Genomic DNA, 21,140 nt, shown 5'->3' with positions numbered 1-21,140 from the left:
TTCGCCGCTTATTGCAGGACGATCTGGGCCTTGGAGCGCAGCTCTTCGAGATATTTGTCTGAATTCGGATTTTCGTCCTGCTGTTCCTTGCCGAGATCTTCGGCGCGGAACACGACTTCAGCGGCGACGTCGTCCGATACCTGGCGCTGATTGCAGATGGCGAGATACTCCACGCCACGTTCCGTGACGCGCGTACCCGTCGTGCCGCCATTGGCCTTCTCGATGAGCGGCTTCCATTCCGGCGGCAGTTCCGGTTCCAGAACGCGGCCGAGATTGCGGATCGAAACGTCAAGATAGTTCTTGGCGAATTCCATGGCCTGATCGCAGCCCGGGAACGAGGCGCGCGACTTCTCGGCCTCAGCCTTGCGCTTGCCAACGATGCCCTTCTTCGAAGCCGGGACCACGAAGACAACCTGCTTCAGGAAGTATTCGGTCGTCACGGGCTTCTGCTTGTTCTCAAGCAGGCGTGTCACGAGGTCCTGGTTCGAAAGGCGACCGCGGGAGCCGGCGCCATAACGAGCGTTCACGAGGCGCGGCCAGCTCATCGAAACCGCGATGAAGGATTTGAAATGGGCAGCGCCCACACCGGCCTGATCAAGCACGGAATTCAGCTGGGAGACCGACATCTTGTTCGATGTCGCGAACCGTTCGAAGGAGGCGTCGACGTCAGACGTGCTGACCGACATACCGACGCGGGCGATTTCCTCGCGCTTCAGCGCTTCGTTGACCAGTTCGTCCTTGGCAATCTTCTGCAGGTTGCCGCTGCGGCGCTGCAGTCTAAGGAAGGCGGCGCGGCGGGAAACATCGCCGCTCGTGATCGCGGTCTTGTTGACGACGGCAACCACGGATGTCGCAGCCTGTACAGGCGCGACCATCGGAGTGGGGCCCACGCTGAGAGACAGCGCGATAACGCCGGCAAGCAGCAGACTGGTGCCCTTTTTCGCATTGGCCATCTGTCATCCTTTCTCCGGAGGATAAGTCTCCGCCCGGATCTATGTCTTTGCCATGGATTTTAGAACTACCGCACGGATTGCACAATCCGTGCGGCGAAACAATGACCTCCACCGAAGTGGTGCTGCATCACTCAAAACGACGTGTCGCTGAGATTGATCTCGCCAAGCGTGCGGAAGACCAACTTGCCGCCAATTGTCCAGTCGTTCGCGGTCTCCGCATTCGGATCGTATTTGTCCGAATAGGCGATCGAGAAGACCGTGCATTCGTCGGCATACGAGATCCCGACGCTGCGGCGGTTGAAGACATTGGCGTCGATATCGTAGTTGACCGAACCGAACACCGACCAGTTCTGATTGACCTTGACCGTCGACGAGCTCGTGACCGTCTGATTGTCGTTGTCAAACGAGTATTCCGGACGGGCGTCCACCTGCGTGAAGGTCAGGCTCGTCTCGAAGCGCTCCTGTGCATAGGTCGCGTTGAGGTCGGTCCGGCGCACTTCAAGCGACTTTTCGTCGAGCCGTACGCCAGCGCTCAGCGACAGACCGATTGGCAGTTCGAAACCAGCAGATGCCACGAAGTCCGACACGTCCGTTTCCAGACCGGAATCGGTACCGACAGCAAGCAGGTCGTCGGTTGCATATGAGTTCAGGCCAGCCAGATGATAAGACTGACCGATGACCGCGCGCACACCGACGCCATTGTCGAAGCTTCCGGTATAACGCATGCCGACATTTGCACGCGTTCCACCCTCGACACGGTCGAAGCCAGAGAACTTGTTGCGCGAGAAGAGGTTGCTGGCGTCGAAGACCAGGCTCTGCGAATCCTCGTTCGGCAACTGCCCAGCATAGTTCTCGTCGTTGCGCGCATAGATCTGCGCGATCGGTTCGATGATATGCGAACTATTGTCGGTGGTGATCAGCCAGGGATAGCGGACCTCAACACCGGCCGTCAGCAGGCCGCGTGCCGGTGCGTCGTTGGACGTGTATCCGCCCGTGTAATCCGTCGGGCTATCCATCGCCAGGCCGAAGACATCACCGCGCGCCGCGAGCAGCGGGGTGATCTGAATGCCACCCGGGCCGTCAAACGTGCGTTCCCATGCGAGCTCGCCCGAAAGGCGGTTCATGTTACCCTTGAGACCACGATAGACGTCGTTGGTGCCGTCACCATTTGTATCGGCGGCTTCACCAGAGAAGCGCGACAGTGAGGTGAAGTTCAGGGTACCTGACAGCTGGCCGCCTGCCACGAGTTCAGGCGCGTAATAGCTGTAGTCGATGACAGGCAGAACGGTCGCCTGCTTCTTTTCGGCAGTGTCGTTCAGATCGGCGTCCTGAACGTCGAAATAGTAGCTGCGCATGTCGAAGAAATTGCGCTCGCCGACGCCGGTCAGGTAAACCGTGTTGGTGTTGGTCGAATTGTTCAATCCTTCGACACCGTAGGTACGGGCAAAGTTGTTGTCGGTCTGGAACATGACGTCCCAACCGAAAGACCAGCGCGGATTGATCTTGAAATCGCCCTTGGACGCGACGAGGCCTCGGAAATCGCGCTCGGCGTCGCTGGTGCCGGCAGTGAAGCTGTCGGTGTTCATCTGGCTGATGCCGGCGAGGCGCAGGCTTGCCTGACCCTTTTCGAAGCGCTGACGCAGTTCCCCTTCCAGAAGAACGCCCTGTGCGCTGAAGCCGGTTGTCGTGATCGTCGCGTCGCGATCCGGCGCAATGGCGATGTAGTAAGGAACCGAAATCCCGAAGCCGACATTCTCACCGGAACGGAATTCCGGGAACAAGAAGCCGGACTTCCGCTTCACCGTGTTGTCCGGGACTTCGATGAAGGGGAGGGTGGCAATCGAACGTCCGAAGAGTTCGAAGCGCGCCTTTTCGAGGCGAACGGTCTTCTTCTGGCCGTCCTGGACCACGCGCTCTGCCTTGACCTGCCAAATCGGCGGGCGAGACGGATTTTCGGCGCAAGGAAGGCAGGCGGTATAGACACCCTTGTGCAGGATCATCTGAGTGCCGCCCACGCGCTCGGCGCTCTCGGCGACGAGGCGGGTATTGTCAGTCGTTTCGACCCGCAGGGCCCTCAGGAAGCCATCGGAGAAGTTGTCCGTGACGTCGAGCGAGTCCGCATAGATGCGGTTGCCGGTCGGTTCCACCAGTTCGATATTTCCGGCCGCGGTCACGCGACCAGTCTTCTGGTCATACACGACTTGCCGGGCCACCATCTGGTAGCCCGCATAATTGATCTGCACCGCGCCGTTCGCGACAACGCGCTCGGCATCACGGTCATAAACAAGTTCATTGGCTGCCAGAAGCAGCTTCGCGTCATCAGGGAGTTGACCTGCCGTGGACGCTGAGTCCGACAGGCTCTGCGCATGCACGAGAGGCGCGGTGAGCGGCAACGCGCACACAGCGACACTGGTCAGCAGGGCTACCGAGAGCCTCCTGATATTCCCGCGGTCTTTTACCGCCACTAACCATCCTCCTTGTGAAGCAGAATCGTTGCCCCCAATGCCATCGCTACGACAACTGGGACCCAGGCCGCAACATATGGCGGCATGACGCCGCTGCTTCCGAATGCCCTGACGAGCACTGTGACAACATAAAGCACGAAGCCTGACAATATTCCACCGAGAATCACCGTCCGCGATTGGTTGATACGGCTGAATTTCAGCGAAACGGTTGCCGCAATCAACGTCATTGCAACCATCAGGAACGGCAGCGAAAGCAGGGAATGAAATTGTGTCTCCAGAGCATGCGGAGAGATGCCGAAGGACCGGGCAACTTCAATTTTCTGAAATAGATCATAAAAAGCAACGCTTTCCGGTTTGGCGAGCCGCTGCTGGACAAATTCCTCATTGAGGTTGGTGGCAACGCGCGTCTCCGCCAGGCGCGTTTGGATCTCCCCGGGACGTGTCTCCAGCACGTCGGTAAGCATCCAGTAACCATCTTTCAATTTGGCTGTGCGTGCATCCTGCCGAAGGACGATGCGACCGTCCTGATCGAAGTGCAACAGCACGGCATCGACCAGCAGGCTGCCGTCCTCAAGAACGGCACGCGCGCCAAGAGCGAGGTCGTTGCCGCCGCTCGATTGCCGCAGCCACGGGATAGGGGTGGGCTTGGTACTGTTTTCGGTTCCGCGCCATTTGGTCTCGAGTTCCGCACCCTGGCGTTCGCCCCAGGCGGCCAGCGGATTGATAAACAGGGTCGTGGCTAATCCGATCAGCGTGGCGCCGATGAGGAACGGTGCCATGAACTGCCAGACGGAAATGCCGGCGGCGCGTGCAACGACCAGTTCGGACTTTCTGTTCAGCGAGATGAGCGTCGCCATGCCGACGAATAGGCCGATGAAGGGTATGGTCTGCTGCAGAATGAGCGGCAGGCGCAGCGCAGTCAGGTAAAGCACGCCGGTCACCGAATAGCCCGGAAGGCTGTCGAACCGGCGCGAGGTTTCGGTGAAATCGATTAGATAGGTGATCGAGATCACGCCGAGGAGAAACCACAGCGAGGTGAGCATGTAGCGTCTGAAGAAATAGAGGCCAAGCGTCCAGATCATGCAGCACCTCGGGTGCCTGCACCAAGCCGCTTCTGCGTCATTGCCATGGCGCTGTCGATAAGCGCTGAGATCGGCTTGGGCAGCTTCGGGCTACGGTTCGTGGCCAGCATGAAGGCGGCAGCCCCCCCACTTGCCAGAGGCAAAAGGTACAGGAGCGGGATGAACGCGGTCGATGCCTCGGCGAGCGAGGTCAAATAGTTGGACGCCCAAAACAAGGTGAGGGCCATGATCAGCGCCGACGCCATGGGGTGCAGTCGCGCCTCGCGATGGGAGCGGGCATCGCCGCACATCATCAAGCTTAGCAAAGCAAAGACGAGCGGGAAGAACGACGTGCTCACGCGGCGGTGCAGTTCGGCGCTGAAATCACTCGGCTTGCTGATGTAGCGCTCATCGAGCCGATCCGGATCCATCAGGTAGAAGAGATCGCGGTCCTTCGCGCCAAAGCGGGCCTGGCCGCGTTCTTCAGAGAGATCGGAAAGGTCGAAGGCGTAGCGGTCGAAGCGGATGACGGTGACGTCGCCATTGGGCGCCTTCCGCTGCACCTCACCGTCCTGCATGACGAGCGATTTGCCGCTCTCGTCCACTGCCCCTTCGCGGGCGTAATAAATCAGTTCAGAGGCCGGGTCGCGGGAATCGGCAACAAGCAGGCCCTTCATCGTCCGGCCCGACTGGCGTTCGGAAATCTGGACATAGAGGCCCGGCTCGATCTGTCGGAACGTCTTCTCCTCGATGACAGATGACAGGAGGTCGGCATAGGCGGTGGCGATCATCGTGCGCACGTTGACGCGCATGGCCGGTTCGACGAAGCCCATCATGATGAAGGAGAAGAAGCTGAGGCCGACCGCAAGCAGGATCAGCGGTCGCTGGATGATGGAGCGCGGCGCCCCGGCCGCATCGATGACGGCCAGTTCCGAATCGTTGTTCATCGTTGTCAGCGTATGCGTAATGCCGATGACCAGTGCGAAGGGCAGCACGGTTGCAACGATCGTGGGCAGGATCATCGTGGCGAGCACCATGAAGGAGCCCACGGATTGTCCGCTATCGGTCACCAGGTTAATACGCTGCAATACCTGCGTGGTCCAGATGATCGCCAGCACCGGGAGCAGCGCTGTCAAAAACATCAGGACGACCCGTCGCAGAATGTATTGTTCGAGTATCTTCATAGGGTTCCCTTGCAGGCGCGACACGCAGACGTCGCGCCGAGGATCGGCTTTCTCTACGACGCTTGCGGCGATTTGGCGACCGGCGGATGGTATTTTCCCCGGCTTCCTGAGGCCGTTTTTTGTCCCACCGCGATAAATCTGACACGCTCAACGACGGCAGCCGCAATCGGGGGATTGGGGCAGGAATGTCTGGTCAAACTCTTGCCATCGTTCGGGAAAAGACCATGATCCCTCAAGATCTCCCACAAAGCCAATTCAAGGTGCCTCATGTCGTTGAAACTCGCCATCTCTTTCGCCAAGACCCATCCTGCGACCGGAGGCATTGCCATCCTGCTGGCGGCGTCCGGGGCGGAGCAGCCGGCAGGTGCGATGGAAGCAGACCCGGCCGGCGTCTATGCCCGTGCCGCGAAAGTCGGCAAGTTCAAGGGCAAGGCGCTTTCGACCCTCGACATCGTTGCACCGCATGGGTCTGCACTGGATCGTCTTGTGGTCCTCGGCATGGGCAAGCCGGATGGACTCGTTGCCCACGACTGGCTGAAGGCGGGCGGCTCGGCGACCGCCGCGCTCAAGGGGGCGGAGAACGTTGTCGTCTATCTTGACGCCCCGGGCATCGACGTTTCCCCCAAGGCGGCTGCCGATTTCGCCCTTGGTATGCTGCTGCGCAGCTACAAGTTCGATACCTACAAGACGAAGAAGAAGGCGGATGACGAGGAAGAGAAGGCCGAGAAGTCCGTCAAGGTCACGATCGTAACAGCGGAGGCTTCCGGTGCGAAGAAAGCCTTCGCCGAGGCCGAAGCCATCGCAGAGGGCGTGGTCCTGGCACGCGACCTTGTCAACGAGCCGGCCAATGTCCTCGGGCCCCTGGAATTTGCTGCGAAGGCCAAGGAATTGGAGAAGCTCGGTGTCGAGATCGAGATCCTCACCGAAAAGGAAATGAAGAAGCTCGGCATGGGCGCGCTGCTCGGCGTGGCGCAGGGTTCTGTGCGCCCGCCACGGCTCGTGGTGATGCAGTGGAAGGGGGCCAAGGCCAAGGACAAGCCGGTCGCCTTCGTCGGCAAGGGCGTCGTCTTCGATACCGGCGGCATCTCGATCAAGCCGGCTGGCGGCATGGAGGACATGAAGGGCGACATGGGCGGTGCTGCCGCCGTCACCGGCCTGATGCATGTGCTTGCGGCCCGCAAGGCCAAGGTGAACGCCATCGGCATCCTCGGCCTCGTCGAGAACATGCCCGACGGCAATGCCCAGCGTCCGGGTGACATCGTCACCTCGATGTCGGGCCAGACCATCGAGGTCATCAACACGGATGCAGAAGGTCGCCTCGTGCTCTGCGACGCGCTCTGGTACTGCAATGATCGCTTCGAACCGGCCTTCATGATCAATCTCGCAACCCTCACGGGTGCGATCACGGTTGCCCTCGGCAACCAGCATGCTGGTCTCTTCTCCAATGACGATACGCTTTCTGAAAAGCTGCTCACCGCAGGTCAGGTGACCAATGAGCGTCTGTGGCGCATGCCGCTCGGCAAGGAATACGACAAGATGATCGACTCCAAGTTTGCCGACATGAAGAACACCGGTGGCCGCCTGGCTGGTTCGATCACGGCCGCCCAGTTCCTCAAGCGCTTCGTCAAGGATACGCCCTGGGCGCATCTCGACATCGCCGGCACGGCCATGGGCTCACCGAATGACGAAATCAACCAGTCCTGGGGCTCCGGCTATGGTGTTCGCCTGCTCGACGAGTTGGTGCGGGCCAATTACGAATCGTGAACCTGGAGACGGAGCGCCGGATGGCCGAAGTCCTGTTCTACCACCTGACTGAATCGAAGCTGGAAGACGCTCTGCCGCCTTTGCTGGAGAAGAGTGTCGAGCGCGGCTGGAAGGTCGCGGTGCAGACCCGCGATGCCGAACGGCGCGACGCGCTCGACGCCCATCTCTGGACATACCGCGACGAGAGCTTTCTCCCGCATGGAACGGATGAGGGGGCGTCGCCGGACCGGCAACCGGTGCTGCTGACGATCGAACAGGAGAATCGTAATGCGGCGAGCGTTCGCTTTCTGGTGGATGGAGCCGAGCCGCCGGCGGACCTGACCTATGATCGCATCGTCTTCGTCTTCGATGGCTACGACACGGAGCAGCTAGAGGGCGCCCGCTCGCAATGGAAACGGCTGAAGGCGCAGGGTCATAACCTGACCTATTGGCAACAGAGCCCCGAGGGGCGCTGGGAGAAGAAGGCTTGATTGGGGTGCCGGTTCAGCGGCGCCCCTTTTCGATATCAGGCTTTCATGATCGTCTCGCGCAAGAAACTGTAGCCCATGGCGGTTCGCCGCGCCATTTCTGCCGAATTGCCGGCCCCGCCATGACCGCCGGAGCCATATTCGTGGAAGAGGGGAAGGTGTCCAGCCTCTTCCAACCGCATCGCAAAGCGCCGCGCATGCGAAGGATGCACCCGGTCATCATTGCTGGAGCTCTCGATATAGACGGACGGATAGGCTTGGTCCGCTGCCGGCTTCACCTGATGCAAGGGTGAGTAGCTGAGGAGGAACGCGCGGTCTTTCTCGTCGTCCGGGTTGCCGTATTCGTCGATCCAAGCCCGCCCGGCGGGGAAGAGATGGAACCTGGTCATGTCGAGCACCGGAACCCGGCACCAGACGGCGCCGAAATCATCTGGATAACGCGTAAGCATGACCCCGGTGAGCAGGCCGCCATTGCTGGCGCCAGTGCAGGCAATGCGCGACGGAGTCGTATAGCCGCGCTTCACCAGATCTCGGGCGATCGCGACAAAGTCTTCGTATGCCTTGTGGCGGCCTTCACGCTTCACCGGTGTGTGCCAATCCGGCCCCAGTTCTGAGCCGCCACGGATGTAGGCTTGCACATAGGCACCACCCTGTTCCAGAAAGCGGCCCGTAGTCCCGGAATAGTGCGGCGCAAGAGGTGCGGCAAAGCCGCCATAACCGTAGATCAGAACCGGAAGCTCGCCGTTCTTCCACACCTTCGGCAGCACCAGATGGTAAGGCACCTTGGTGCCATCCTCCGATGTCGCTTCCAGAAGTTCGCTGGTCATTCCCTCAGCGTCAAAAAAAGCGGGCGATGTTTCCTGCGGCACCAGGGCAAGCGGTTCCCTGGTCGGATTGCGGTCCCGGTCGGAGAGGGCGAGCGTGTAGCGGGTCGGAGGCACCAGGAAGCCGGAGCCGATGACATGAAGCGTGTCGTCTCCCAAATGCAGGTCGGCATGAAGCGAAGTGAAATAGAGCGCCTCGATGCCGTCAGGCAAATCGATCCGCTGGGGCACGGCGTCCTCTTGTGTCAGATCGAGTGCATAGAGTTCGGGCGAGAGGCGATCATCGACGGTGTAGATCGCCCAGTGGCGGAGCAGGGTGAAGTGATGCACCGCGCGGCCCGGCTGAGGCTCCACCAGGATGCGCCGCTCAGGCGCCAGCGGTTCAGCATCGAACGGTGTCAGCGCTTGCAGCACCAGACTGCCGGATGCCACCTGCTCGTCGCTCTTGGCGAGCCAGAGGATGTGGCTGTGGTTGATGTCAAAGCCGATGTCCCGCGGCAGCGGCAACCGGCGGGCGACGCCATCGGCGTCCTCGACGTGAAGGCTGAGCTTGCCGATCTCGTGGTTCGCCATGAACACCCGGATCTGTCGCGTGTCGGGCCCCGTGTGCCCGCCGAGTTCGGGATCGATGATAAAGCCATAGCCGGTCACGTCGGTTGGTGCGGCTTCGAAAAGGATCTCCGCCTCTGCCGGAGCTTCGCCCCGGCGCAATCGCCGTCCAACCCTTGGCCAGCCGGACTGCGTGGCGGAAAAGGCGTCGATCGATCCGAAATAAGCGATCTCGTCGGCGCTGAGCCAGGACGCTTGCGCCCGGACTGCCGGCGTGTCGAAGCCGCCGTCCACCACGCGTTTGGTTTCAAGATCAAACTCGAGAAAACGCGTGAGGTCAGAGCCACCGTCAGACAGCCGCAGCAGAACGCGCGTCGGTTCGAAAGGGCAGGTGACACAACCGCCGAAGATCCAGCGTTTTCCTTCGCGCGCACAGAAAGCATCGACATCGAAGACCGTATCCCACGCGGCATCGGCGCGCGGCGCATCTGTCGCCGGCAGTCGGCGCAACACGCCGAGCGGATTGTCTCGGGACCGGTTGAAATCGAACAGCCACTCGCCGCGCCGCGTGGGCACGATCAGCCTGTCCTGGCGCTCCATCATGGACCGCAGCGCCTCGGCGTCGGCCTCCATTTCAGGTGTCGCCAGTGCCGCGTCAGAACGTGCGTTCCGTGCGGAAATGAAGGCCAGCGTCTGCGGATCGTCATCCTTTTCGAGAAAGAGATCCATGGCGCTGCTCCTTTGCATTTTCATCATTGCATTCGCTCAGGCGAGATCGGTGCGACCGAAGTCCTCGCCCATATGGTGGAGGGGCTCTCCTCAAGCCTTGGCGCATGCATAGGAAAAGCAGTCGCCAAAATTGAGGCAGGCCGGATGGCGCGCCATGCCGTAACGCTAAGAGGCGTCGATGGCGGAAAGCCGCCTGATGACCTGCCCTACGGCCCGCGTCGTCATTGACGACACGGAACAGCGGGCGGCAGGTCGAAATGGAAGCGGTTTAAAGGTGAGGAACACGCGCTGGAGCCGCTGGCCGCTGACACCGGCGGAGTGCTGGGAAAACAAGGTTTGAAACCTGTCTGAAGATACCAGGTCGAAGGGCCGCCATGGGCAGCCCTTCGCGTGAATGGTGACGTCGATCAGCGTCCGGCTGCAGCGCGTTTGGAGGGGACCCCGCCATCATTCGCCACGGCCATGGATGTCCGTCCTCTGTTGGCGGCCGGATCGATCTTGAAGTGCCCGATCAGGCGCGAAAGGTTCACTGCATCGTCTGCCAACCGGTTGGTGCTCGCCGTCGTCTCTTCCACCATTGCGGCGTTTCGCTGCGTGAACTGATCCATCTGGCCGACGGCGGTATTGACCTCCTGCAGCTTGTGCGACTGCTCCTTGGCCGCGGAAGCGATCTGGTGGACGGACTGGTTGATATGCACCACGTGATCACGGATGCGCGAAAGCGCATCCCCGGTTGCCGTGACCAGCCGCACGCCAATGCCGACTTCCTCTCCGGATTTGGTAATCAGCGACTTGATGTCTTTCGCCGCTCCTGCTGACCTCTGTGCAAGCTCGCGTACTTCCTGCGCCACGACCGCAAACCCCTTGCCGGCCTCACCCGCGCGGGCTGCTTCGACACCCGCATTGAGCGCCAGAAGGTTCGTCTGGAAGGCGATTTCGTCGATCACATTGATGATCTGGCCGATCTCGCCGGATGCCTGCTCGATCCGGCCCATGGCAGCCACGGCATCGCCCACGACGGAACTCGATTCTTCCGTGCTCCGGCGCGCTTCGTCGACCATGCGGGTGGCCTGAAGGGCCGTGTCTGTCGACTGGCGGACGGCAGCCGTGATCTCTTCGAGCGCCGACGAGGTCTCTTCGAGTGCTGCTGCCTGTTGCTCGGTCCGTTTGGCGAGATCGTCGGATGCGAAGCGAAGCTCGCCCGATCCCGAGCGGATCTGATCGATCGACGTGCGAACCTCAGCCACGACGGTCCTGAGCACCTGCATGGTGCCGTTCACATTGCCCTGGAGTTCCGCAAAAGCGCCGTTGAACTCGCCGCGCATGGCATCGGTCAGATCGCCTTCGGAAAGGCCGGCGATGACCCGGCGCGTCTCGGCAAGCCCCGCATCGATCGACCGGACGAGTTCGTTCATCGAGGTCGCGAAGGCATTGAGATCGGGAAACTCGAAGTCCCGGTCGATCCGCTGGGTAAAGTCGCCGGCGATAGCTGCAGCACAGACCTGGCCAATGCTTTCCTGCAACTCGTCGCAACGCTGCTTCATCCGGTGTTCCTGGGCGTTCATCTCCCGCACCCGCAAACCGTTCTGCTTGAAGACGTCCACGGCGCGGGCCATGTCGCCGATTTCGTTCTGGCGGGCGAGATAGGCGATCTCGACATCGAAATCGTCACGTGCGAGGCGTCCCATGACGCGGGTCATGCGCTCGATCGGCTTCGTCACGTCGCGGGCGACGAAGAGCATGGCGGCAATGCCCGCCAATGCGCCAACGACCAGAACACCGGCATTGCTGAGAAGCGACAGACGGAAGTTGCTGGCGCTTTCTTCGAACATCGCGGCAGCCGCATCGACATTGGCATCGCGGAAAGTGTCTGCATAACCGTCCATCTCGTCATAGGCGACGACCATTTCTCCCGTCAGCAATGCGGCGGCTGCGGTCTTGTCGCCGAGGCGCGAAAGCTCGATCATGCGTTCGCCGGCCGCGAGATAGCGCTCGGCACTGGCCTTGAACCCTTCGAAAGCGGGCCTTTCCTCAGGAAGCGTGATCATGGCTTCATAGCGCGCCATGCGGTCCTTCAGTTTGTCGACTTCTTTGGCCACCGCCGCGTCGGCGGACGCAAGCGTCTCCGGGGTCGAGCTCAGAATGTGCCGCGTCTGCAGAGCCCGCAGATTGGCAATGGAAATATTCAGGCGATTGGTGATGTCGACAACCGGCACCGAGCCTTGGGCCAGCCGTTGGACATTGGAAAAGACACCGTTCATCGACCAGAGGGCAAAGCCTCCCTGGACGACGAGAAGGGCAAGCAGAAGCATGAAGGCCCCGAGCAGCGAGGCTTTGATGGACAAGGGTTTCGTCGACATTCCGCAGCTTTCCGTTCACTCCGGGACCGTGCCGTCATGGCAGGCCTCGCGGGGAGGGGAAGCCCCGGTTGCATCACCGAGGCGCTCATCAGGCATGCATCTCGATCCGCGCAAAGCTTCGCCGTGCCCTGCAACAGCATGCTGTCGGGGTTGAGAAAAGCGGCTTGCGCTCAGGCATCGCGCCGGAAGGGCAACGATGTGGACGAAATGCACTGTGGATTGAAGTAGGCTGACCTAACTCGCGGAAATGATGTGGTCAGGGATTTAAAAGTTTACTAAAATTCGCGCCCGAGTTGCGCAATATCACGATTTTCTGATTTAAAATATCAGCGAGAACCATGGGATCGCTATGGAGGATAACCAAATTTGGCCGACTGCGAGGTGGCTGCGTCGTGTGGAGGATTAAACTGCTTCAGGTTGTAGAAAGGGCAAGGCCGGCGGGTCAGCCGGCCATGCCCTCTTCATACTCGGCGGAAAGCTCCAGCCACTGCTCTTCCGCAGCGGATAGTTTCGCAGCGGCTTCGCCACGCTGCTTGGCCTTTTCAGCCGCCTTGGCTGGCGCCTTTTCGTAGAGAGCCGGATCGGCCAACTCCTTGTCGAGCGCCTGAATCAAAGTCTCCAGCTTCTTCGTCAAAGCCTCGACTTCGTTGATCTTTTTCTTGAGTGGCGCAAGACTTGCGCGCTTGTCGGCCGCAGCCTTGCGCTGTTCGGCCTTGTTGACCGTATCGGCACCGTTGTCGCCCTTGTCTTTCTCGACCGGCTTCTTGCCCGAGGCGATGATGAGCGAGCGATACTCTTCCATATCGCCGTCGAAGCTGGTGACGGTGCCGTTGTTAACGAGCCACAAGCGGTCAACGGTTGCCTCGATCAGGTGGCGGTCATGGCTGATCAGGATAACGGCGCCTTCGTAGTCGTTGAGCGCCTCGATCAGCGCCTTGCGGCTGTCGATATCGAGGTGGTTCGTCGGTTCGTCGAGGATCAGCAGGTTCGGCGCGTGAAAAGCCGCAAGCCCCATCAGCAGACGCGCCTTTTCGCCACCCGAGAGATCCTTGGCGGCCGTCTCCATTTTTTCGGTCGCAAGCCCCATCTGCGCGACGCGGGCACGCACCTTGGCTTCCGGCTCCAGCGGCATCAGCCGGCGCACATGCGCAACCGGGCTCTCGTTCGGGATCAGGTCGTCGAGCTGGTGCTGGGCGAAGAAGCCGATCTTCAGGCTCGACGCGGTCTTGAGCTGGCCGCCCTGGGCTTCCAGTCGGCCGGAGATGAACTTGGCGAAGGTCGACTTGCCGTTACCGTTCGAACCGAGCAGCGCGATGCGGTCGTCATTGTCGATGCGCAGGTTGAGGTTCTTCAGGATCGCCTTGCCTGGCTCGTAGCCAACGACACCGCTAGAGATCGCAACGATCGGGGAGGCGGGCTGCTTTTCGGGCTTGGGGAAGGTGATCGGATGAACATGGTCCTCGATGACGGCGGCGACCGTGCCCATGCGCTCCAGCGCCTTGATGCGGCTCTGCGCCTGCTTGGCCTTGGTTGCCTTGGCGCGGAAGCGATCGATGAAGCTTTGCAGATGCTTGCGGGCGGCGTCGTTCTTCGCCTTGGCCTTCATCTGCAATTCGTCGTTCTCGGCCTTCTGCCGCTCGAAGCTATCATAGCCGCCGCGATAGAGCGTGAGCTTCTGCTGGTCGAGATGAATGATCGAGTTGACGGCGGTGTTCAGAAGATCCCGGTCGTGGCTGATGATGATGACCGTATGCGGATAACGCCGCACATAGTCCTCGAGCCACAGCGTGCCTTCAAGGTCGAGATAGTTGGTCGGCTCGTCGAGCAACAGCAGGTCCGGTTCGGCAAACAGCACGGAGGCGAGCGCCACGCGCATGCGCCAGCCGCCGGAAAACGAGGAGGCGGGGCGCAGCTGCGCCTCGTGGTCGAAGCCGAGGCCCGACAGGATCGTCGCGGCACGTGCTTCCGCCGAATGCGCGCCGATATCGGCAAGCCGCGTCTGGATCTCAGCAATCCGGTGCGGATCGGTTGCAGTCTCTGCCTCTGCGAGCAGGGCTGCCCGTTCCTTGTCTGCGGCCAGCACGATGGAGATCAGCGAGTCTTCCGTTCCCGGCGCTTCCTGCGCCACCTGGCCGATGCGCGCATTCTTCGGGATCGAGATATTGCCGCTTTCGGAGGCCAGATCGCCGGTGATGATGCGAAACAGCGTGGATTTGCCCGCGCCATTCTTGCCGACAAGGCCAGCCTTGGTGCCGGCCGGCAGCGCGACGCTGGCGTGGTCGATGAGCAGGCGGCCTGCGATGCGGGCGGAGATATCGTTGATCGTGATCATGGTTCTGGCTTTTGGCCGATGTCACGGCCAAAGGCAAGCGGGCGAGGGTGCCCCGTCGGGTCTGTCAGGCGACCTGGCGCTGCCCAGGCTTGTAGCCGATGATCGGCTGGCGCGGGTTTTGCCGCGCCAAAATCGTGGCGGTCTTGGCAATGGCGAGCCAGCTCGTCGGATCCGCAGCTTCGTGCGCCATGGCGTGACCGATCGCGAGCGGCAGTCCGCCGATACCCGGCGAGGTCTCGGACGCGAAGACGAGATTGTTTTCCGCCGTCGTGAAAAGGCGTTCGGCGATGATGTGTGCCTCGTCGGCATTGATGCCATCGAAGACGAAGGCGAAGGTATCAGCCTCGATGCGGGCGATGAAGTCGTGCTTCTTGATCGCCTTGCGGAAGATGCCGGCCAGTCCCTTGATGAGTTTGCTCACGGCCTCGTCGCGATACTGGTGCTGCAGACCGGGAAGGTCGAGAATTTCGATCAGTACGAGCGCGCTCGGCTTGGCCGCCGAGGCGGCCGAATGGACCTCCTCCAATGTCTGGAAGAGGCTGATGCGGTTCGCAAGCCCGGTCAGATGATCGCGCTTCATAGCAGCCTGCGCCGCACGGATTGCACGGTCTGCGGCATTCAGGCTGTCCAGCCCCTCGGCCACATCGGAGGACAGCGCGGTTTCCGCCTTGATCATGTCTCTCGCAATCGAGGAGAGCAGATCCAGTTCGCCGAGCAACTGGTCGATACCGACACTGACATCCTCGCGGATCGAGCGGATGACGCCCTCCACCGAGTTCGTGAAGGCCCGCTTTTGTGTCAATCCGAGTGACAGCTGGTCGCTGAGCCGCGTCAGCGTCTTCAGCGTTTCATCCTGCAGGCGCTCGGCCGAGACTCCGCAATGGCCGGCAAGGCGGTGCTTGAGGCCGAGCTGGTCGAGCGCCGATTGCGTCGGGCGGGAACCAAGGGCTGCAAGCTCGCGCGCAAGATCGGAATTGCCGCCGGTAAAGGCTTCGTGGACAAGTTCGAAGTTGCGGGGGAGCCCTGCGATCTGATGCTTCATCATGAAGACTGTGATCTTCTGGAGATCGTCTGGAAGTCCGCTCATCAAAACCGTCCTGATCATGCGATGAGTTGCGTTTATCTGCGGCAAGCCGGAACTATTACCGCGGAGTTCAGGTCTCGTAACACAGCATCACATACGAAACGGTTAAGGCAGAGACGCGCTTCAGGGGCTTTCCCTTGCCTTTTGTCAAATCGGAAATCCCCTGAGGAATGAGGGGCTTCTGCCCTTCAGTTAATTATTATTTAGAGATGTATATGTTTTAAATCATGTTCTCAGAGCATGCCGGTCAAAAGCGTCTTGAGCACTCGACCGGCGAACATCCGTAGGCACCATGAAGTCCCTTATTCCCGCTGTCTACTTCTCGCTGGCGGTCGCCGTTGTCGCTGTCATAGCGGCAAGGCCGTCCGGCCCCTTCGTCCTCGTCGTAACTTCACCGGCTGCCCATGCGGCGGGTTCGATGGCCGTCATCGACCGGGCAGACGGCGCTTTCGTCTGGGCTGGAAGCGTCCCCTGGATGTCGGTCGCTTATTCGCAGGCTCCGGATTTTCCGGAGCGGCTACTCGATGCGGGCGCTTTGCTCGTCATCAACCATGATCTGGCACTTGGTTGCCTGCAAGGAATGAACACATGAATGAACTGAAGAAGCTCAGAGACAGGGTCTCCTACGGCATCGTCGGACTGCTCTGGATCAACTTTGCCTTGATCTTGATCCGCAACCTCGTGCGCGAGGAGGGGCCCGACTGGATGATGATCCTGGCGACCCTCGTCCTGCTGGTGCCGGCCACCTTGCTATGGGCACAGGATCGCACCGGCGCGACCACCCGCATGGTCACCTCAATGGCCAACGCGGCAACCGTGGCCATCCTGGTCTTCGCATTCCAGGGTTCGCCGCTGCAGATCGACCTGCATATGTACTTCTTCGCAAGCCTTGCGATCTGCGCCGCCTGGATCGACTGGCGTGCCATCATCGGTTACGCCGCGCTCGTCGCGGTCCACCATCTGCTGCTCTATGTCGCGATGCCCCTTGCGGTCTTCCCGGGGGATTCCGACTTCTCGCGCGTCGTTCTGCATGCGGTGGTGCTGATCGTGCAGAGCATCGTCCTGATCGCCCTGACCTCGGCGGTCGTCAAGGCTTTCGATGTCTCAGACAAGTCCGTGGCCGAAGCCGTTGCCGCCGAGCGTGAGGCCGTTGAGATGGCCGATCACGCCAGACGCACGGATGCTGCCGCCGATGCTGAACGTCGTAAGCGGGAGGCAGAAAAGGCGCGGGAAGCCGACGCCGTTGATTTTGCCGTGGCCGAACTCGCAAAGTCCTTGCAGAAGCTCGCAGATGGCGACCTGTCCTGCCGCATCGATACTGCCTTCTCCGGCCCCCTCGATGAATTGCGGACCTCCTTCAACGCGTCTGTCCAGAAGCTCGAAGTCGTCGTGTCCCAGGTGGGGCAGGTTGCCTCGGTCCTGCGGAACGGCACGGGTCAGATCGGTCAGGCCAACAACGACCTCTCCGCCCGAAGCGAACGTCAGGCCGTCTCGGTCGAGGAAACCGCCAGTGCCTTGTCCAGTGTCATGTCGACGGTCAAGGACACGGCCTCCGTCGCAGACTCGGTCGGCAAGCTGGTCAATCAGGCGAGAACCGGTGCCGAGCGCTCCGGAACCATCGTCACCGATGCCGTCTCCGCCATGAGCCGCATCGAGCAGTCGTCACAGTCGATCTCCAACATCATCGGGGTCATCGACGAGATTGCCTTCCAGACAAACCTGCTGGCGCTCAACGCTGGCGTCGAGGCTGCCCGTGCCGGTGAGGCCGGCAAGGGCTTCGCGGTCGTGGCCCAGGAAGTCCGCGAACTTGCGCAGCGCTCCGCCAATGCAGCGAAGGAGATCAAGGCCCTGATCAACACCTCAGGCGAAGAAGTTCGCCACGGTGTCTCGCTGGTCGACCAGGCAGGCGAGGCCCTGAGCACGATTTCGACCGAGGTTCAGGCGATCAGCCGGGAGATCTGCAAGATCATCGATGGTGCCAAGAGCCAGGCACAGGGGCTTGCCGAAATCGATTCAGCCATTGGCCAGATCGATCGGGATACCCAGCAGAACGCGGCGATGGTCGAAGAATCAAGCGCTGCCATTCAGCAACTCGTGCAGGAGGCAACGACACTCGATCAGCTGATGGCCCAGTTTCAGGTCGGTTCGAAGACAGGCAACGCGACCCGACGGGCCGCCTGACAGCGGGCAAGCGCCAGGGCAAGCTCCAAACAGAAGAGGCCGCGATGATCGCGGCCTCTTTTTTTGATCCATCAGCCCTCAGCTTAAGAAAGGGCAATGCCACTACTCACAGCCAGGCCTTTCCTTCGCCGCGGACGAAGTAGATGAGGTCGAGGCTGAGGCTTGGTTTGCCCATTCCGGTCAGCCCCGCATGCACCTGTCCGCGGTGATGGGTCTGGTGATTGAAGACATGCGTGAGGGCAGGCCAGAGCTTCTGGGTCACGATCTCGGGTGAGCTGACCGGCGAATAGGTGAACGGCTGCTCGATCGCGTCAGGTGTAAGGCTGCGGGTAAAGCGGATGAGGCGGTCGTCCTCTTCCATCCGCGCGGCACGCAGATCGTCGAACCGCTCATAGGGGCGCTCATTAAGCGCTACTGGTTTCGGGCCTTCACCGGTGAAACGGTTGAGCCAGACGCGGTCGGCGGTGAGGATGTGGCTGAGGGTCGCGAAGACCGAACCGAAGAAGGCGCCGGTGTCCCGCTCCAGCTCTTCGGCAGAGAGTTCTCCAACGGCGGCGTAGAGAAGCCGGTTGGCCCAGGCATTGTACTCGGCGAGCATCTGGTAGTTCTGCATCTCGTTCTCCTGATTGCGATCGTCGCCCAGACTAGACAGATTTGAGAACAAAGGGGCTGATGGGTTCCATGAAAATTGCTGATTTGCATCAAGCTCCGTGATGCGGTTGTCTGGCGAGACATCAGGAGACGCCAATGACGATCACCCTCTATTCCCTCTGCGGCACCGACGCGGCCCGCCCTTTTTCACCGCATTGCTGGAAGGTTGTGATGGCGCTGCATCACAAGGGCCTCGTTTTCGAGGAACGCCCGCTGGCTTTCACGGCGATCCCGACGGTGGAGAATGGAGCTTCCAAGACCGTTCCGGTCCTTCGGGATGGACAGGAACTAGTCTCCGACAGCTTCCGGATCGCGCAATATCTCGAAGAAGCCTATCCGGATGCGCCGAGCCTCTTCGGCGGTCCGGGCGGCGAGGCGGCCGCGCGGCTGGTGGAAGGCTATGCCCAGCACGTCGTCCATGGCGCGATCACTCGTATTGCGCTGATCGACATCCACGACATGCTGGCCCCCGCCGACCAGGCCTATTTCCGCAAGAGCCGGGAAGAGCGGCTCGGACGCAGCTTCGAAGAGATGGCGGCGGGACGGGAGGCGGCGATCGCAGCGCTGCCGGCAGCCCTCCAGCCGCTGCGCCACATGCTGTCGTTCCAGCCCTTTGTCGGTGGCGAAAAGCCGCTGTTTGGCGATTACATCCTGTTCGGTGCGTTGCAGTGGCTGAAGATCACCACGGGCGCGCTGCACCTGCCGGAGGAGGATCCGGTCAGCCGCTGGTTCGATCGCTGCCTCGAGCTCCACCAGGGCGTTGCCCGGGCCGTCGCGTAAGGCTGCGCCAAAGCCCGATTATGACGTCGGCGTGAAATTCGTGGACCCCTCTTGTCTTCGTGATTCGGGGCGGGTAGATACCGCCCACTTTCCCTGACAGACAAAAGGATGAGACAGATGGCGATTGAACGCACCTTCTCGATGATCAAGCCCGATGCCACCAAGCGCAACCTGACCGGTGCGATCACCAAGGTCTTCGAAGACAACGGCCTGCGCGTCGTCGCTTCCAAGCGCGTATGGATGAGCCAGCGCGAAGCCGAAGGCTTCTACGCCGTTCACAAGGAACGCCCCTTCTTCGGCGAACTGGTTGAAGGCATGACCTCTGGCCCGACCGTCGTCCAGGTTCTCGAAGGCGAAAACGCCATCCTGAAGAACCGCGAAATCATGGGCGCCACCAACCCGGCCAATGCCGACGAAGGCACGATCCGCAAGATGTTCGCCCTCTCGATCGGCGAAAACTCGGTTCACGGTTCGGACGCTCCGGAAACCGCTGCCGAAGAAATCAAGTACTGGTTCGCAGACACCGAAATCGTCGGCTGAATCAAGTCCTGAGGCTCAAGCCTCAAGACATTGGAAGAATTGATGAACCGGGGCCGAAAGGCTCCGGTTTTTCGTTGCGTGAAGCCCCGTGTCGCGGTGGCGCTTCAGGCGGCCGGACATGTCTCTTCCTGCGCATAATCCACCGTCCCATCGGCGCCATAGACATCGGGATTGGGCGTGTAGACCGGCCCAACCACCAGCGCCTTTCCGGGCATGATCGTCTGGTCGAGGCTTGATGTCAGCGTCGTCTCGATGGTCTGCAGCACTTTGTCCGATCCGTCGAGGATGCGGATCGAGACCGCATAGGGTCGGTCCTTGACGACGCAGTGCACGGGCGGGCTTTCCAGCGACACCTTCTCCCAGAAGGGGAATATCTTTGCGCGCGTGACGAGGGGCGCGCCGCCGGCAGGGTTCTCGAATGTGGTCTCGACAAAGCTCGGATCGGGCAGCGGCCCGTTGCGGGCAAGCGTCACGACATAGCTTGCCTGCGCCACACGGTAGTTGAAGATGAACACCTTGCCGGAGAGCTTGAGGGGCTCGTCCAGGTCTTCACGCTGGCAGCCCGCCAAACTCGCGAGCCCCACGATCAGGGCAGCACAGATCGAGACCGCCTTCATGGCGAGACCTCCTTCTTTTTCCGATAGTGACGATTGGCCTTCACCCGGTTGCCGCAGACGGCCATGTCGCACCAGGTTCGACTGCGGTTCTTGCTGCGGTCCATGAACAGCCAGCCGCAATTGCCGCAGATCTTCATGCGCTCGGGTTGTGGCTCACAGATAAGCCCAAGCGCCGAATGGGCGGTCGCGGCCTCCAGGCTGTCATCGCTGATGGCGGTCCGCAGGGCGGTGGCACAGGCCTCCAAGAGGTCAGCAAGTTGTGTGCGACTGTCATCCCCGACAATACGGTGGCGGAAATAGCCGTCGATTGCCTCGCGCAAATGTAGGAACAGCGCCTCGTTTTCCGGAGCGACCGGTCGCAGCTCCCCAAATCTCTCCCGCTCCGCAGAGAGCCGCGACGCTGCTTCGGGAAAAGCGGCCAACTGCTCTGGCACGGCGAAGCGGTCGCAGCGTCCATCTGGTTCATGCCGAAGGATGACGCTGTTGGCGACATCGAGCGCCAGCGCACCACCGGCGAAACGGTGAGGGGTCCAGGAGAAGGTCATGGATTCAATATAACTGGTAAAAGCAATTTTGACAGTTATAAATGTGCAGAGAGG

Annotated in this window: 17 protein-coding genes; 6 read left to right on the top strand and 11 right to left on the bottom strand. The window is 61.0% G+C overall.

Annotated elements, in window-relative coordinates:
- Window positions 1-8: 8 nt before the first annotated feature.
- The 4 genes from AC02Y0_RS11145 to AC02Y0_RS11130 form a co-directional block, all read right to left on the bottom strand.
- A complete protein-coding gene (locus AC02Y0_RS11145) occupies window positions 9-953 on the bottom strand; it encodes a SurA N-terminal domain-containing protein (RefSeq protein ID WP_476378917.1) in 945 nt (314 codons plus the stop codon).
- A gap of 131 nt (window positions 954-1,084) precedes the next feature.
- Window positions 1,085-3,418, bottom strand: coding sequence for an LPS-assembly protein LptD (locus AC02Y0_RS11140; RefSeq protein WP_476378915.1), 2,334 nt, complete (start codon window positions 3,416-3,418; stop codon window positions 1,085-1,087).
- Window positions 3,418-4,500 carry an LPS export ABC transporter permease LptG gene (lptG, locus tag AC02Y0_RS11135; RefSeq protein WP_476378913.1) on the bottom strand — a complete coding sequence of 361 codons (1,083 nt, stop codon included), beginning with the start codon at window positions 4,498-4,500 and terminating at the stop codon, window positions 3,418-3,420. Before lptG ends, AC02Y0_RS11140 begins: the two co-directional genes overlap by 1 nt.
- Window positions 4,497-5,663, bottom strand: coding sequence for an LptF/LptG family permease (locus AC02Y0_RS11130; RefSeq protein ID WP_476378911.1), 1,167 nt, complete (start codon window positions 5,661-5,663; stop codon window positions 4,497-4,499). Before AC02Y0_RS11130 ends, lptG begins: the two co-directional genes overlap by 4 nt.
- 267 nt (window positions 5,664-5,930) lie before the next feature.
- Between AC02Y0_RS11130 and AC02Y0_RS11125 the strand changes: the two genes are divergently transcribed.
- Window positions 5,931-7,427 (top strand): leucyl aminopeptidase, encoded by a 1,497-nt coding sequence (locus AC02Y0_RS11125; protein ID WP_476378909.1) that lies wholly within the window; start codon window positions 5,931-5,933, stop codon window positions 7,425-7,427.
- Between the two features lie 20 nt (window positions 7,428-7,447).
- The gene (locus AC02Y0_RS11120) at window positions 7,448-7,897 is read left to right on the top strand and encodes a DNA polymerase III subunit chi (RefSeq protein WP_476378908.1); all 450 of its coding nucleotides are present in this window, start codon (window positions 7,448-7,450) and stop codon (window positions 7,895-7,897) included.
- Window positions 7,898-7,932: 35 nt separating this feature from the next.
- On the opposite strand, the gene AC02Y0_RS11115 is transcribed toward AC02Y0_RS11120, so the two are convergent.
- The 4 genes from AC02Y0_RS11115 to AC02Y0_RS11100 form a co-directional block, all read right to left on the bottom strand.
- Window positions 7,933-9,996, bottom strand: a complete 2,064-nt coding sequence (locus AC02Y0_RS11115; protein ID WP_476378906.1) for a prolyl oligopeptidase family serine peptidase — start codon at window positions 9,994-9,996, stop codon at window positions 7,933-7,935.
- 407 nt (window positions 9,997-10,403) lie between these two features.
- Complete coding sequence (locus AC02Y0_RS11110; protein WP_476378904.1) at window positions 10,404-12,356, bottom strand: HAMP domain-containing methyl-accepting chemotaxis protein; 1,953 nt, start codon at window positions 12,354-12,356, stop codon at window positions 10,404-10,406.
- A gap of 442 nt (window positions 12,357-12,798) precedes the next feature.
- A complete protein-coding gene (gene abc-f, locus AC02Y0_RS11105; RefSeq protein ID WP_476378902.1) occupies window positions 12,799-14,688 on the bottom strand; it encodes a ribosomal protection-like ABC-F family protein in 1,890 nt (629 codons plus the stop codon).
- Between the two features lie 64 nt (window positions 14,689-14,752).
- Window positions 14,753-15,775, bottom strand: coding sequence for a diguanylate cyclase domain-containing protein (locus AC02Y0_RS11100; protein ID WP_476383913.1), 1,023 nt, complete (start codon window positions 15,773-15,775; stop codon window positions 14,753-14,755).
- 289 nt (window positions 15,776-16,064) lie between these two features.
- Between AC02Y0_RS11100 and AC02Y0_RS11095 the strand changes: the two genes are divergently transcribed.
- On the top strand, window positions 16,065-16,364 hold the full coding sequence (locus AC02Y0_RS11095; protein WP_054150523.1) for a hypothetical protein: 300 nt from the start codon (window positions 16,065-16,067) through the stop codon (window positions 16,362-16,364).
- Entirely contained in the window at window positions 16,361-17,953 is a 1,593-nt protein-coding gene (locus tag AC02Y0_RS11090; protein WP_476383911.1) for a methyl-accepting chemotaxis protein, read from the top strand. The genes AC02Y0_RS11095 and AC02Y0_RS11090 overlap by 4 nt, the downstream gene beginning before the upstream one ends.
- 106 nt (window positions 17,954-18,059) lie before the next feature.
- On the opposite strand, the gene AC02Y0_RS11085 is transcribed toward AC02Y0_RS11090, so the two are convergent.
- A complete protein-coding gene (locus AC02Y0_RS11085; RefSeq protein ID WP_476383909.1) occupies window positions 18,060-18,566 on the bottom strand; it encodes a DinB family protein in 507 nt (168 codons plus the stop codon).
- A 134-nt stretch (window positions 18,567-18,700) separates the two neighbouring features.
- On the opposite strand from AC02Y0_RS11085, the gene AC02Y0_RS11080 reads away from it, so the two are divergent.
- Together AC02Y0_RS11080 and ndk are read left to right on the top strand one after the other, a co-directional pair.
- Window positions 18,701-19,384 carry a glutathione S-transferase family protein gene (locus AC02Y0_RS11080; RefSeq protein WP_476383907.1) on the top strand — a complete coding sequence of 228 codons (684 nt, stop codon included), beginning with the start codon at window positions 18,701-18,703 and terminating at the stop codon, window positions 19,382-19,384.
- Between the two features lie 117 nt (window positions 19,385-19,501).
- The gene (gene ndk / locus AC02Y0_RS11075) at window positions 19,502-19,924 is read left to right on the top strand and encodes a nucleoside-diphosphate kinase (protein WP_102021392.1); all 423 of its coding nucleotides are present in this window, start codon (window positions 19,502-19,504) and stop codon (window positions 19,922-19,924) included.
- A 104-nt stretch (window positions 19,925-20,028) separates the two neighbouring features.
- Here the strand turns inward: ndk and AC02Y0_RS11070 are convergent, their stop codons facing one another.
- Together AC02Y0_RS11070 and AC02Y0_RS11065 are read right to left on the bottom strand one after the other, a co-directional pair.
- Complete coding sequence (locus AC02Y0_RS11070) at window positions 20,029-20,541, bottom strand: hypothetical protein (protein WP_476383905.1); 513 nt, start codon at window positions 20,539-20,541, stop codon at window positions 20,029-20,031.
- Window positions 20,538-21,086, bottom strand: a complete 549-nt coding sequence (locus AC02Y0_RS11065; protein ID WP_476383903.1) for a CGNR zinc finger domain-containing protein — start codon at window positions 21,084-21,086, stop codon at window positions 20,538-20,540. Before AC02Y0_RS11065 ends, AC02Y0_RS11070 begins: the two co-directional genes overlap by 4 nt.
- Between the last annotated feature and the right edge of the window lie 54 nt (window positions 21,087-21,140).

This window comes from Allorhizobium sp. nf9_anc (assembly GCF_056323085.1).
This window is presented reverse-complemented; position numbering and strand designations above follow the sequence as displayed.

Bases quoted from the DNA above. Each gene is read 5' to 3' on its own strand.
- AC02Y0_RS11145 (WP_476378917.1), bottom strand. From the start codon at position 953: ATGGCCAATGCGAAAAAGGGCACCAGTCTGCTGCTTGCCGGCGTTATC.
- lptG (WP_476378913.1), bottom strand. From the start codon at position 4,500: ATGATCTGGACGCTTGGCCTCTATTTCTTCAGACGCTACATGCTCACC.
- AC02Y0_RS11130 (WP_476378911.1), bottom strand. From the start codon at position 5,663: ATGAAGATACTCGAACAATACATTCTGCGACGGGTCGTCCTGATGTTT.
- AC02Y0_RS11125 (WP_476378909.1), top strand. From the start codon at position 5,931: ATGTCGTTGAAACTCGCCATCTCTTTCGCCAAGACCCATCCTGCGACC.
- AC02Y0_RS11120 (WP_476378908.1), top strand. From the start codon at position 7,448: ATGGCCGAAGTCCTGTTCTACCACCTGACTGAATCGAAGCTGGAAGAC.
- AC02Y0_RS11115 (WP_476378906.1), bottom strand. From the start codon at position 9,996: ATGGATCTCTTTCTCGAAAAGGATGACGATCCGCAGACGCTGGCCTTC.
- AC02Y0_RS11110 (WP_476378904.1), bottom strand. From the start codon at position 12,356: ATGTCGACGAAACCCTTGTCCATCAAAGCCTCGCTGCTCGGGGCCTTC.
- abc-f (WP_476378902.1), bottom strand. From the start codon at position 14,688: ATGATCACGATCAACGATATCTCCGCCCGCATCGCAGGCCGCCTGCTC.
- AC02Y0_RS11100 (WP_476383913.1), bottom strand. From the start codon at position 15,775: ATGAGCGGACTTCCAGACGATCTCCAGAAGATCACAGTCTTCATGATG.
- AC02Y0_RS11095 (WP_054150523.1), top strand. From the start codon at position 16,065: ATGAAGTCCCTTATTCCCGCTGTCTACTTCTCGCTGGCGGTCGCCGTT.
- AC02Y0_RS11090 (WP_476383911.1), top strand. From the start codon at position 16,361: ATGAATGAACTGAAGAAGCTCAGAGACAGGGTCTCCTACGGCATCGTC.
- AC02Y0_RS11085 (WP_476383909.1), bottom strand. From the start codon at position 18,566: ATGCAGAACTACCAGATGCTCGCCGAGTACAATGCCTGGGCCAACCGG.
- AC02Y0_RS11080 (WP_476383907.1), top strand. From the start codon at position 18,701: ATGACGATCACCCTCTATTCCCTCTGCGGCACCGACGCGGCCCGCCCT.
- ndk (WP_102021392.1), top strand. From the start codon at position 19,502: ATGGCGATTGAACGCACCTTCTCGATGATCAAGCCCGATGCCACCAAG.
- AC02Y0_RS11070 (WP_476383905.1), bottom strand. From the start codon at position 20,541: ATGAAGGCGGTCTCGATCTGTGCTGCCCTGATCGTGGGGCTCGCGAGT.
- AC02Y0_RS11065 (WP_476383903.1), bottom strand. From the start codon at position 21,086: ATGACCTTCTCCTGGACCCCTCACCGTTTCGCCGGTGGTGCGCTGGCG.